This is a genomic window from Actinoplanes sp. OR16, from assembly GCF_004001265.1.
Lineage (GTDB): Bacteria > Actinomycetota > Actinomycetes > Mycobacteriales > Micromonosporaceae > Actinoplanes.
The window spans coordinates 5,715,440-5,727,716 of sequence record NZ_AP019371.1 but is presented as its reverse complement, the minus strand read 5'-3'; the positions used below and the strand labels follow the sequence as shown (position 1 = coordinate 5,727,716).

The window sequence follows — 12,277 nt, the reverse complement described above, 5'->3', positions numbered from 1 at the left end:
GGCAGACGCGGGGGCGCCCATGACCACGCCACGATCAGTGCATGATCGAGCTTCAAGAGCTGACCAAGAGGTACGGGTCCGCGCTCGCTGTCGACCGGCTCTCCTCAGCGGTGCGGCCCGGCGTGGTGACCGGCTTCCTCGGCCCCAACGGCGCCGGCAAGTCCACCACGCTGCGCATGATCCTCGGCCTGCACCGGCCCACCTCCGGCCGGGCTCTGATCGGCGGGCGGCGTTACGCCGAGATCGACCGCCCGCTGCACGAGGTCGGCGCGGTCCTCGACGCCGACGCCGCCCATCCGGGCCGTACCGCGTTCGCGCACCTGAACTGCCTGGCCCGCGGCAACGGCATCGGCACGGCCCGGGTCGGCGCCGTCCTGGAGCAGGCCGGGCTCGCGACGGTGGCGGACAAGCGGGTGGGTGGGTTCTCGCTCGGCATGAAGCAGCGGCTCGGCATCGCCGGCGCCCTGCTCGGCGACCCCGGGGTGATCGTGCTCGACGAGCCGGTCAACGGCCTGGACCCGGCGGGTGTCCGCTGGATCCGCTCGACGCTGCGGTCGCTGGCCGCCGAGGGCCGCACGGTGCTGCTCTCCAGCCACCTCATGACCGAGATGGCCCTCACCGCCGACCGGGTTCTGATCATCGGGAGGGGCCGGCTGCTCGCCGACGCGTCGATGGCCGAGCTGACCGCGCACGGCGAAACCCTGGAAGACGTCTACCTGAAACTGACCGATCAGGAGGTCGAGTACCGATGAAGGACGCCATCGCAGCCGAGTGGCTCAAGGTTCGTTCGCTGCGCTCCACCTGGGCTCTGCTGGCCGGCGGGGTGCTCGTGACCGGCCTGGGCGCGCTGATCCTGTTTCTGCTGGTCAGCTCGTACGACGCGGCCTCCCCCGCCGATCAGGCCAACTACGAGACCGCCGATCCGACAGTGGTGACCATGCCGTTCGTGATGTTCTTCGTCGGCGCGATCGGCGCGATGCTGATCACCGGTGAGCGGACGCCCGCGCTGCTCGCCGTCCCGCGGCGGCACGTCCTGATCGGCGCGAAGGCCGCGGTCGCCGGTTTCATCGGGCTCGTCTGCGGCGCCGTGTTCGCGCTGCTGGCCTTCGCCGATGCCCGGTTGCTGCTCGGCGACCGTCCGAAACCGATCAACCCGTGGCCGCACTGGACGGACGCCGTCCCGACCGTTCTGTCCGCGACGCTGATCGTGCTGGTGACCTGCCTGGTCGCGCTCGGGCTGGGCACGGTGATGCGGTCGACGGCGGCGGCGCTGACCACGCTCGGGGCCCTCGTACTGGTCTGCCCGGTCTTCGCCCATTTCCTGCCGACCGTGTGGCAGTTGCGCTTCGCCTCGATCCTGCTGCCGAACCTGACACCGCAACTCGCCGGCAGCGACCACCCCTACCTGCTCTCCCCGGGTGGCGCGATCGGCGTGACGGTGGCCTACGTCGTGCTCGCGCTCGGTCTCGGAGCGATCAGTTTCGGCCGCCGAGATTTCTAGTACGAGGGGAGCCGCCCGTGCGGGCGACTCCCCCGCCGACCCCGTCAGTCCAGGGTGTGCCGGCCTCGCTGGTCCGGCAGATCCGCCTCGATCCGCTCCTTGCGGACCTCGCCGGCGACCTCCCGCTCCTCGGTCACCGTCTCCTTGCCGAGCCGGACCCGCTCGACCGGGACGGCCTCGGTGTCCACGACCGGGCGCTCGGCGTGCAGGGTGACCTCGTGTTCCGACTCGGTGATGTCCGGCCCGGCGTACGCGTCACCGCGGTTCGCCTCGGTGACCGGCTCCCGTTCCAGGCGGACCTCCTCGCGGCTGACCGGCACGGAGACCCGCTCCTGGTCGGTCACCACGTACTTGCGCAGCCGGGCGCGGCCGGCCCGCTCGTTCTCGGTGCCGACGGTGAGCCGCTCCTCCGAGCGGGTCATGGCGTCGCTCTCCCGGTCACCGTCGTAGTCGTGGGTGCTGTCGCGGGCGCCGTCGTAGTCGCGGGCGCCGTCGTCCTCCCGGCCGCCTTCGTAGTCGCGGGCGCCCTGGTGGGAACGGTTGGTGACGCCGCCTCCGGCCTGGTAGGCGCGGTAGGTCTCCTCCCAGTTCAACCCGTAGTGCTCGTAGAGCCGGTCCACCTCGTCACGGGACAGCGGCTCGTCGTGGTCGGCGTCCACGTTCGGCGCGTCCTTGACCGTCGCCTTGTCGAACGGCACCACCAACCGGCCGCCGCGCAGGTCCGCGTGCTGCAGCGGGAACAGCGACTCGTTGAGGCCGAACAACCCGGTGCGCACGCTGGCCCACGCCGGCTGTCCCGCGGCGTCGTTCCACACGGCACCGACTGATCCGATCCGGTCACCGTCCCGGTCGATGACGTCGAGGTCGTAGAGCGAATGGATCTTGTCCTGAGCGATCACGAGCGTCTCCTTCGCTTGGGGTTGCCTCGTTTGCTACCCGGCGAGTTCCGCCCCATTCACGGCACTTAGTACCTCTTAGAGGAGTGAATCCTTGTTTGGGTTCTCATGCCGGTTCATCACCCTTGAGTGGACTTGCCACCACGCGGCGGTCCGGCGTACGACCAGGCCTGGCTCTTTGACCCAATGGATGTGGTCATTGCTCGCGCCGTCCGGAACGTCGGCATCGCGGTAGACCCAATGGGTCACGCTGTCCGCCGCGAACAGCCGGGTGCCGAACTTCTCGACCGCCGACGGGGGCGCCAGCCGGTCACCCTCCAGGGCGATCAGCAACGACGGGCTGGTGATCGCCTCACCGGACGGGAACGGCGTGCGCCCGGTGACCGCCATCCGCCCCCACTCGCGCATCAGCGTCCGCGCGCCCGGACCGCCGAACGCCGGCTTCGGCAGATGCCCGAAGAGCCCGGTCAGGACCGGCACGATCACCCCGCCCATCAGGACGAGGTGCGGCCCACCGAGCGGATAATGGCGGTGGTACGGCAGACAGCCGCCGACGGTGACCACCCCGTCCGCCGGATCCTGTGTCAACTGGTGCCCGGCCGCGATCTGCGCACCAAGACTGTGACCGAGAAGGATCACCGGACGCCCGGGATCCTGCGCCCCGCTCTCCGCGACCGCGCTCGCCATGTCGTCGATCTCGTCGGCGTAGGACCAGTCGTGCGCCCGCGAAGCCCGCAGCGCCCGGGGTCCCTCCCTCTCGAAGCCGCGCCGGGTCAGCGCCCGTGCCTGCCAGCCCTGCTCGGTGAACGCCGCGACGAGTGGCCGGTAGTACCGGGATCCGATCCCCATGGCCGGCGAGATCAGAACGAACGGGTTGCGCGTCAACGTGCTGCTTCCTGGTTGTTCCTGACGTTATGGATCATTGTAACGCGAGTGGATTTCTTGATAATAAAGAATCATGATGAGCGAGATATCTGCGCTGCGCGCCCAGGTTCAGGAGACCGTCCAGGGCTTCCTCGCCATGCAGGCGGAACTGCTCGCCGACGTGAGCGACGACTGCGCTCCCCTGGTGCACTACGTCGCCGACCTGATGAACGGCGGCAAACTGCTGCGGCCCGCGTTCTGCTACTGGGCGTGGCGTGCCACCGGCGCCGCCGCCGAACCCGGCATCGTCACCGCCGCGGCCTCACTGGAGTTCCTGCAGGCCGCCGCCCTGATCCACGACGACGTCATGGACGCCTCCGACACCCGCCGCGGCGCGCCGTCGATGCACCGCCGCTTCGCCGCCCTGCACCGCGGCCACGGCTGGTCCAAGGATCCCGACCACTTCGGCGTCTCCGCCGCCGTCCTCGCCGGCGACCTCTGCCTGACCTGGAGCGATTCGCTCTACAGCAGCAGCGCCCTGCCCTGGCCCTCGCTGGCACGCGGCCGCCGCATCTTCGACGGCATGCGCACCCAGTTGATGGGCGGCCAATACCTCGACCTGCTGGAACAGGTGGCCGGCGCTGGGGGCGATCTCGGAATGGGCGCGCTGCACCGGGCCCGTCGCGTCATGCACTACAAGAGCGCGAAATACACCGTCGAGCATCCGCTGCTGCTCGGCGCCCAGCTGGCCGGCGCCGGCGACGCCCTGCTGACCAGCCTCTCCCGGTTCGGGTTGGCGCTGGGCGAGGCGTTCCAGCTGCGTGACGACGTCCTCGGCGTCTTCGGCGACCCCGTACAGACCGGCAAGCCCGCCGGCGACGACCTCCGCGAAGGCAAGCGGACCGTCCTGGTGGCGCTCGCCCTGCGAGACGGCTCTCCCGCGCAGCGGGACACCATGACATCGCTGCTCGGCGGGCCGCCGCCGGGCCCCGCCGAGATCGACGTCCTGCGCGGCGTGATCGTGGAGACGGGTGCGCTGGCTGCCGTGGAGCAGATGATCGCGGATCTGCTGGCGCGGTCGCTCTCCGCCCTGGACACGTCGGAGATCGACGACACCGCGCGGTCGGTCCTGCTCGGCCTGGCGGAGGCGGCGACCAGTCGCAGCGCGTGAGGCGGAGCCGCCGGTACTTCCCGCGGCCGGTCAGCGCTGCCGCCGGTGCTTCCCACGGCCGGCCGGCGCTTGCCGCCGGTGCTTCCCGCGGCCGGTCAGCGCTTGCCGTTGAGCGGGGTGAGGACGATCAGCAGGGCGCCGCCGACGGCGCCGGCGAACATGGCGACGACCGCGAGAACGACGATGAGCGCATCCATTGCCTCAGCATGCGCCGGAGGAAGGGTGCGCCGCCGTCCGGTCCGCGGCAAAAGGCGTCAATACCCGACAGGCAGGATTTCCACCAGTGGGCTGCCGTCCAGCCAGGACTGGAGGGTGCCGGCCCAGGAGAGGGCCGGCACGATCTCGCCGAAGACGCGGGCCCGCTCGTCCGGATCGGTCACCAGGCGCGCCCGCACCGGCACGTCACGATCGGCTAGGTGCAGGGTGAACTCCGGGTGGGCGGCGAGGTTCGCGTACCAGTCGCGGCGGCCGGGACTGCCGGTCAGCCAGTAGCGGCCGTCGGCCAGATAACGCCACGTCTCCAGCCGCCGCGGCCGGCCACTGCGCCGCCCGATCGTGGTGATCTCCACCTGGTCGGTCACGTTCATCCCGCCATCATGCGACCTCAACCCGGCTTCAGGTCGAGGCCGCGCTGCCCAGCCGGGGCATCGCCCAGCGGCCGAGGCGGCGGTGAAGGGTCAACCGCCGACGATCAGTGGCTGGGGCGCGGCAGCCTTCAGGCGTGTGTTGAGCCAGGACAGCTGACGGGAGTTCTGCCGCGACGCGTGGTCGCACACCGCGATCAGCTCGGCGTCGCGCAGGCCCTGCGCCGCTTGGCGCACCACGGTCCAGGTGGTCTGTGTCAGCGTGCCGAGGACGTGCAGGTCCTGCAGATCACGCAGCAGACCGACCGGCCCGGTACGCACCGACGCCAGCCCTTCGGCGTGCAACCGCTCCGGTTCGCTGACCTCCGGCCCGTGCCGCTGCTCGCCGTAGCGCTCCACGATCGGCGTCAGCCGCCGCACGTGCTCGTCGCTCATCTTCGCCAGGGCCTGACAGGTGAAGAGCACGTCGGGATGCTGCGCGTGGCCCTGCCCGACGGTCCGCAGCGAGTCCGCCATCGTCTGCTCGGCGTGGCGCGCCAGACCGAGATAGATCACGAGATACATCAGCGGCCTCCGATCGAAGCAGGATCATTGGGGTACGAGGGGACCGGCACCACCCGGCTGACCGTCGGCGCTCCCCCGGCCGTGGGCGGCACACCCGCACCGGCCGGCGCTGACGCGGCAGTGGTCGGCGCCGGCGCCGGCCACCCGCCCTCGCGGACCTTGGTAACACGGCAGGCGGCGGTCTTGAACGTCGGCTGCTTCGACACCGGATCCCAGACGGTCATGGTGAGTTCGTTCGCCTGCCGGCCCGGGTCACCGCCGTAGTGGAACGGCGCGAACACCGTTCCCTCCTTCACGTGACCGATCCTGACCGGCGCTTCGAGCCATCCGCGCGGCGACTCCACCCGTACGACATCGCCTTCGTCGATGCCCAGGCCCGCAGCGTCCGGTGGAGACATCTCGACCCACATGTCCGGGGCGGCGCGCCGCAGCGACTCCGCGCGGCCGGTCTTCGTGCGGGTGTGGAACTGGTAGACGGTCCGCCCGGTCGTGTACAGCAGCGGATACTCGTCGCTGACCGGCTCGTGTGCCGGCGTGTACTCGGCGCCCTTGAGGAACGCCCTGCCGTCCGGGCGCAGCGCGCGATGCTCCTGCTCGGTGACGGTCCCGCCGGTGAGCAGGTCGTGGCCGTAGGTCTCGCACCGATCAGTAGCGGTCGGGAACACGGCGTCGGTGTAGAGCCGGTCGGTGCCCTCCGGCGCCGCGTCGGTGACCGGCCAGGGAATTCCGGAGCCACGGAGCTTCGCGTACGACAGGCCGCTGTAGTCCGAGGGCCGCCCTCGGCTGGCTTCGCGCCAAGCGTCGAACGCCTCCTCCGGCGTCCGCCACGGGATCAGCGGATTGCCGTCGTCGTCCCGGAAGTCCATCGCTCCGGCGTACCGAAGAAAGATTTGAAGATCGCTGAGGGCCTCGCCCGGGGGCTCGACCGCTTTCTCGGACAGGTGCACGACGCGGTTGACGTTGGTGAACGTGCCGGTCTTCTCACCCCAGCCCGCAGCCGGCAGGACCACATCCGCGAGGCGGGCGGTTTCGGTCAAGAAGAGATCTTGTACGACGACGAAGCACTGCTCTCCCGCCAGTGTCCGCCGGATCCGGGCCGACTCCGGCATGGACACCGCAGGGTTCGTCGCCGAGATCCACAACAGCCGGATCGACCCCTCCTCGGCGTAGCTGAAGATCTGCATGGCGTGCGTGGGCGGCGCCCAGTGCGGGATCGTCAGCGGGTCGACGTTCCACAACCCGGCCAGTTCTCGCACGTGCTGCTCGTTGTCCCAGTTGCGGAAGCCCGGAAGATCACCGTCGGCGCCGCACTCACGATTGTTCTGCGCGGTCGGCTGGCCGTTCATCTGCAGGATCCCGGAGCCCGGGCGGCCGATCAGCCCGCGGAGCAGATGAAGGTTGTTGACCGATACTGCACTCGCCGTGGCCTGGTGCGACTGGTAGAAGCCCTGCAGCACGGTGGAGAGCACGTTCGCGCTCGTGCCGAAGATCTCCGCGGCCCTGGTGACCTTCTCAGCGTCGATCCCGCAGATCTCCGCGACGTGCTCCGGCGTGTACGGCTCGACGATCGCTCGCAGGTCGTCGATGCCGAGCGTATGCGCGGCCACCCACTTCTCGTCCACCCATCCCCGATGCAGGATCTCCCTGGTCAGGCCGTTCATCAGGGCCAGGTTGGTGCCGACGCGGGGCGCCAGGTGCACGCCTCCGGTCCGCTCCGCCTCCTCGGCGACCTTGGTACGCCGGGGATCCACACAGACGAGTACCGGCGGGTCGTCCGCGCGGGTCCGGTCCAGGATCCGCGACCAGAGCACGGTCTGCGTCTCGGCCATGTTGTGCCCGTACAGGAAGATGGCGTCACAGTGCTCGATGTCGGTGTACGAGCCGGGCTGCCCGTCCGCGCCGAACGACTCCTTGAGCGCCGCCGCGGCCGTGGCCGTGCACAGCCGGGTGTTGCCGTCCATGTGCGGCGTGCCGATGCCGGCCTTACCGATCACCGCGAGCGTGTAGTACTCCTCCAGGAACAGCTGCCCACTGGTGTAGAAGCCGTGCTCCAGCGGACTCAGCTGCTTCGACCGCTCCACGATCCTCGCCATGGCCGTGTCCCAGTCGCACTCGGTGAGCACGCCGTCCACCCGGATCATCGGCCTGGTGAGCCGATCCGCCGACCGCGACCAGGCGGTGCTGCCGTAGAGCCCTTTCGGCCCGAGCCGCCCGTGGTTGACGACATCACCGGCCCGCCCGCGGATCCCCACCATCCGCCCGCCCTTGACCGCGATGTCACAGCCGCAGCCGTTGCTGCACAGCAGGCAGGCGCTCGGCACCCACTGCTCCACCTGCTCCTCGTCGATCCCGTCCTCGAGATGCTGATCCACGCGCGCGGGCCAGACGGTGCCTTTGGCGTGCGGGGTCCGCTCACCCCAGATGTCAGCGATCCTGTCCGTCATGAGGTCGCGCCTACCCTGCCGGAGGCGGTTCATGCGCGGACGGGCTGTATCCGTCCGGGTGTGGGTGGCGCCGGCGCGGGCGGTGACGGCGGCGAGGGCGGCCGGCCTTCCGAGGACCCTCGCCGGACCGGTGAGGTCGGTCACGGGACGTACTCGGTGGGGAGGTCGCCTCGGGCATCGTGGAGAATGGTCGGGTTGCTGGTCAGAAGGAGCAGAGTGTGAGTCAGAACGTGCCGGCGCCGGCGTCCGGAGTCGCCCGGGAAGCGAGCCGGAGGCGGACGTTCGCGGTGATCTCGCACCCGGACGCCGGTAAGTCGACGATGACCGAGGCCCTGGCGCTGCACGCTCGCGTGATCGGGCAGGCCGGCGCGGTGCACGGCAAGGGTGACCGGCGCGGTGTGGTGTCCGACTGGATGGCGATGGAGCAGGAGCGCGGTATCTCCGTGACCTCCGCGGCGCTGCAGTTCTCGTACCAGGACACCGTGATCAACCTGCTGGACACGCCCGGGCACGCCGACTTCTCCGAGGACACCTACCGCGTGCTGACCGCCGTCGACAGCGCGGTCATGCTGCTCGACGCCGCGAAGGGTCTGGAGCCGCAGACGCTCAAGCTGTTCGAGGTGTGCCGCCAGCGCGGGATCCCGGTGATCACGTTCATCAACAAGTGGGACCGGCCCGGGCTGGACGCGCTCGCGCTGATGGACGAGATCGAGCAGCGGATCGGGCTGAAGCCGGCGCCGCTGACCTGGCCGGTCGGTATCGCCGGGCACTTCCAGGGCGTGATCGACCGGCGTACCGGCGACTTCACCCGGATGCAGCGCTCCCCCGGCGGCGCCGACCTGGCGATCGAGGAGGAGATGACCGCTGCGGAGGCGGCCGAGCGGTACGGCGCGGACTGGGTCACCGCCACCGAGGAGCTGGAGCTTCTCGAGATGACCGGCGCCGACTACGACGAGAAGGAGTTCCTGGCCGCCAAGAGCACGCCGGTCCTGTTCGGGGCCGCGGTCGCCAATCTGGGGGTACGTCAACTCCTGAACATCCTGCTGGAGCTCGCTCCGGCGCCTTCGGCGCGTCCGACCGTCGCCGGATCCGAGCGTCCGGTCGACGGCACCTTCTCCGGGTTCGTGTTCAAGATTCAGGCGAACATGAACCGCACCCACCGCGACCAGGTCGCGTTCGTCCGGGTCAACTCCGGCCGGTTCGAGCGCGGCATGATCGTCACGCATGCCGGCACCGGTAAGCCGTTCACCACCAAGTACGCCCAGCAGATCTTCGGCCAGGGCCGCGACACCATCGACGAGGCCTACCCGGGTGACGTGATCGGCCTGGTCAACGCCACGTCGCTGGGCATGGGCGACACCCTGTACGCCGGCGACGCCGTGCAGTACCCCGCCCTCCCCTCGTTCCCGCCGGAGCACTTCGCCGTGGTGAGCACGTCCGACACCGCGGCGTTCAAGCGGTTCCGCCGCGGCATCGAGCAGCTCGACGGCGAGGGTGTCGTGCAGGTGCTGCGGTCCGAGCAGCGCGGCGACCAGTCCCCGGTGTTCGCGGCGGTCGGCCCGATGCAGTTCGAGGTGGCGGCGCATCGCCTCGAGGCCGAGTTCGGGGTCAAGGTTCAGCTCAACCATCTTCCGTACGAGATCGCCGCCCGTACCGACGCCGCAGGCCGGGAGATCCTGCGCGCCGAGTCGAACGTCGAGGTGATGACCCGCGCCCGCGACGGCGCCCTGCTCGCGCTCTTCCCGCACAAGTGGCGGATGCGCTCGATCATGAGCCGCTACCCGGAGCTGAACCTCGACGCCTGACCGGCGCCACACCTCGACACCTCGACACCTGACCCGGCGCTACACCTGGACGCCTGACCCGGTCAGCGACCGGGTGGCGCGGATCAGGTGCCGCCGGACGTGGTCGGCCGGGGTGCCGTCCTGGCCGGCCATCCCCCACGTGATCAGCGCGCCGTTGTAGGCCGCGTGGATCACCTCGGCCGCCTCCTCGTCGACACGGCCCGGGTCCACCTCCCCGGTGGCCGCCGCGGCGCGCAGCACCGTGCCGACGGCCGCCTCGACGCCGGCTGCGTACGCCCGGGTGACCTGCTGGAACTCCGGCACCGACAGGTCCATGAGCAGGAACGCCAGGTGGTTGCCGAACTCGCTCGCGTTCCGGACGGCGCCGGCCATCGCCACGAAGGCGTCGATCAGGGCCGCCAGCGGACGTTCGGCGCTCGCCGCGGCGACGAGGCGGGCCGGCACTGTCGCGACGGCGTCCCGGGCCAGTGCCAGCAGCAGCTTCTCCTTGGAACCGAAGCGGCGCAGCAGCGCGGCCGCGGTCAGCCCGACGCGGTCGCCGATCAGGGCGAGCGTGACGTTCGCAGGACCCGCCTCCGCGACGGCGTGCGCGGCGGCGGCGAGGATCGCGGCGTCGGAGACGGTCCGGGGTCGAGCCATGGCTGCACGATAGCGGGTCGCCCGTGTTAGTAAATCGTGGTTCACTAACTCGATGCAGACGACATCTCTGTCAGAAACCGTCGCGCTGGTCGCTGGAGGCACCCGCGGCGCCGGCCGGGGAATCGCCGTGGAGCTCGGGGCCGCCGGCGCGACCGTCTACGTCACCGGCCGCAGCTCCCGGGCCGGCCGATCGGACATGGACCGCCCCGAGACGATCGAGGAGACCGCCGATCTGGTCACCGCCGCGGGTGGGCACGGCATCGCCGTCCGCTGCGACCACAGCGACCCCGGGCAGGTCGAGGCGCTGATCCAGCGGATCCGCGCCGAGCAGGGCAGACTCGATCTGCTGGTCAACGACATCTGGGGCGGCGATCCGCTGTCCGAGTGGGGGACGCCGTTCTGGCGGCTCGACCTGGACAGGTTCCGCACCATGTGGGAGCGCGCGGTGCTGACCCATTTCATCACCAGCCGGTACGCCGTACCGCTGATGCTGCAGCGCCGCTCCGGCCTGATCATCGAGGTGACCGATGGACTCGGTGAGGAGTACCGAGGCAACCTCGCCTACGACCTCACCAAGACCGCCGTCAATCGCCTCGCCCTGGCCCAGGCCGAGGAGCTGCGTGAGCACGGCATCACCGCCCTCGCCGTCACCCCCGGTTTCCTGCGGTCCGAGGCGATGCTCGACACCTTCGGCGTCACCGAGGCGAACTGGCGCGACGGTGGCGACCGCGATCCGCACTTCCTGGCCTCCGAGACCCCGCGCTACATCGGCAGGGCCATCGCCGCGCTCGCCGCCGATCCCGCGGTCACCGAGCGAGCGGGCCAGGTCCTGACGTCCTGGGACCTCGCCGAGCAGTACGACCTCTCCGACGTCGACGGCCGCCGCCCGAACTGGGCGCGCCACATCACCGGCGCCGTGGCCGCTCCTGACTTACGAAGTGCTGAGCCGAACCTTAAGTAACCCTTAGCGATGATCATCGCTGCCTCCGCGCCGGGAATAGTGGGTCGGTCACTACGAGTCGACGAGGTGAAAGTTCGTGCCCAGCCCCACCAACCGGCGGATCCGTTACACCCTGACAGCCATCGGGGCTCTGGGCATGATCGGCGCCGGTTCCGCGGCCATCATCGCGGGGAGCACCGCCGGGGACACCGAGATCCGCCTCGCCGCGACCACCCCGGAAGCGGTCGTGACCGCCGAGCAGGCGGACGAGCCGTCGCCGGCCGCGTCCCTCGAAGCGTCGCCCTCCGCGACGGCCTCGGCATCCGCGCCGGCGTCGGCGTCGGCGTCGGCATCCGCGCCCTCGCCCAGCGCGAGCAGGACCCCTTCGAAGAGCCCCACGGCCACCGTCGCCGCGAAGGCCAGACCGAAGACCAGCAAGACCGCCACGCCCACCAAGACCACCGCAGCGCCGGCCGTCGACGAATCCGTGGCGGCCGAGATCCTCCGGCTGGTCAACACCGAACGGCAGGCCGCCGGCTGCGACGGCCTCACCACCGAGTCCCGGCTGGAAGCGGCCGCCCAGAAGCACTCGCAGCTGCAAGCCGACCAGAACACCATGTCGCACCAGCTGCCCGGCGAGGCGAGCATGGGCGACCGGGTCACCGCCGAGGGCTACCGGTGGCGCAGCGTCGGCGAGAACGTCGCGGCCGGCTACACCAGCGCCGAGAGCGTCATGGAGGGCTGGATGAACAGTCCCGGCCACAAGGCGAACATCCTCAACTGCGGCTACGAGCAGCTCGGCGTCGGCCTGGCTTCGTCGTCGTCGGGAACCAAGTACTGGACCCAGAACTTCGCGGCCCCGGCCTGAC

At 70.4% G+C, this 12,277-nt stretch carries 12 protein-coding genes; 6 read left to right on the top strand and 6 right to left on the bottom strand.

Going from position 1 to position 12,277, the window contains the following annotated elements; all coding sequences use genetic code 11:
* The first annotated feature begins 41 nt into the window (after positions 1-41).
* Positions 42-752, top strand: a complete 711-nt coding sequence (locus tag EP757_RS26045) for an ABC transporter ATP-binding protein (RefSeq protein WP_127550271.1) — start codon at positions 42-44, stop codon at positions 750-752.
* Complete coding sequence (locus EP757_RS26040) at positions 749-1,501, top strand: ABC transporter permease (RefSeq protein WP_127550269.1); 753 nt, start codon at positions 749-751, stop codon at positions 1,499-1,501. Before EP757_RS26045 ends, EP757_RS26040 begins: the two co-directional genes overlap by 4 nt.
* Positions 1,502-1,545: 44 nt before the next feature.
* Here EP757_RS26040 and EP757_RS26035 read toward each other — a convergent pair whose 3' ends face one another.
* A complete protein-coding gene (locus tag EP757_RS26035) occupies positions 1,546-2,400 on the bottom strand; it encodes a PRC and DUF2382 domain-containing protein (protein ID WP_127550266.1) in 855 nt (284 codons plus the stop codon).
* 75 nt (positions 2,401-2,475) lie between these two features.
* Positions 2,476-3,282, bottom strand: a complete 807-nt coding sequence (locus EP757_RS26030; protein ID WP_232050008.1) for an alpha/beta fold hydrolase — start codon at positions 3,280-3,282, stop codon at positions 2,476-2,478.
* Between the two features lie 73 nt (positions 3,283-3,355).
* Between EP757_RS26030 and EP757_RS26025 the strand changes: the two genes are divergently transcribed.
* A complete protein-coding gene (locus EP757_RS26025) occupies positions 3,356-4,432 on the top strand; it encodes a polyprenyl synthetase family protein (protein WP_127550264.1) in 1,077 nt (358 codons plus the stop codon).
* 254 nt (positions 4,433-4,686) lie between these two features.
* Here the strand turns inward: EP757_RS26025 and EP757_RS26020 are convergent, their stop codons facing one another.
* The 3 genes from EP757_RS26020 to EP757_RS26010 form a co-directional block, all read right to left on the bottom strand.
* Positions 4,687-5,019 (bottom strand): nitroreductase/quinone reductase family protein, encoded by a 333-nt coding sequence (locus EP757_RS26020; RefSeq protein ID WP_127550262.1) that lies wholly within the window; start codon positions 5,017-5,019, stop codon positions 4,687-4,689.
* 90 nt (positions 5,020-5,109) lie between these two features.
* Positions 5,110-5,580, bottom strand: coding sequence for a hypothetical protein (locus EP757_RS26015; protein WP_127550260.1), 471 nt, complete (start codon positions 5,578-5,580; stop codon positions 5,110-5,112).
* Positions 5,580-8,024, bottom strand: coding sequence for a molybdopterin oxidoreductase family protein (locus tag EP757_RS26010; RefSeq protein WP_127550258.1), 2,445 nt, complete (start codon positions 8,022-8,024; stop codon positions 5,580-5,582). Before EP757_RS26010 ends, EP757_RS26015 begins: the two co-directional genes overlap by 1 nt.
* A 218-nt stretch (positions 8,025-8,242) precedes the next feature.
* On the opposite strand from EP757_RS26010, the gene EP757_RS26005 reads away from it, so the two are divergent.
* The gene (locus tag EP757_RS26005) at positions 8,243-9,829 is read left to right on the top strand and encodes a peptide chain release factor 3 (protein WP_127550256.1); all 1,587 of its coding nucleotides are present in this window, start codon (positions 8,243-8,245) and stop codon (positions 9,827-9,829) included.
* Between the two features lie 39 nt (positions 9,830-9,868).
* Here EP757_RS26005 and EP757_RS26000 read toward each other — a convergent pair whose 3' ends face one another.
* Entirely contained in the window at positions 9,869-10,468 is a 600-nt protein-coding gene (locus EP757_RS26000; protein ID WP_127550254.1) for a TetR/AcrR family transcriptional regulator, read from the bottom strand.
* 52 nt (positions 10,469-10,520) lie between these two features.
* Here EP757_RS26000 and EP757_RS25995 point away from each other — a divergent pair, with 52 nt between their 5' ends.
* Positions 10,521-11,429: an SDR family oxidoreductase gene (locus EP757_RS25995; protein WP_127550252.1), complete on the top strand. Its 909-nt coding sequence runs from the start codon at positions 10,521-10,523 to the stop codon at positions 11,427-11,429.
* A gap of 76 nt (positions 11,430-11,505) precedes the next feature.
* The gene (locus tag EP757_RS25990; RefSeq protein WP_127550250.1) at positions 11,506-12,276 is read left to right on the top strand and encodes a CAP domain-containing protein; all 771 of its coding nucleotides are present in this window, start codon (positions 11,506-11,508) and stop codon (positions 12,274-12,276) included.
* The last annotated feature ends 1 nt before the right edge of the window (position 12,277 follow it).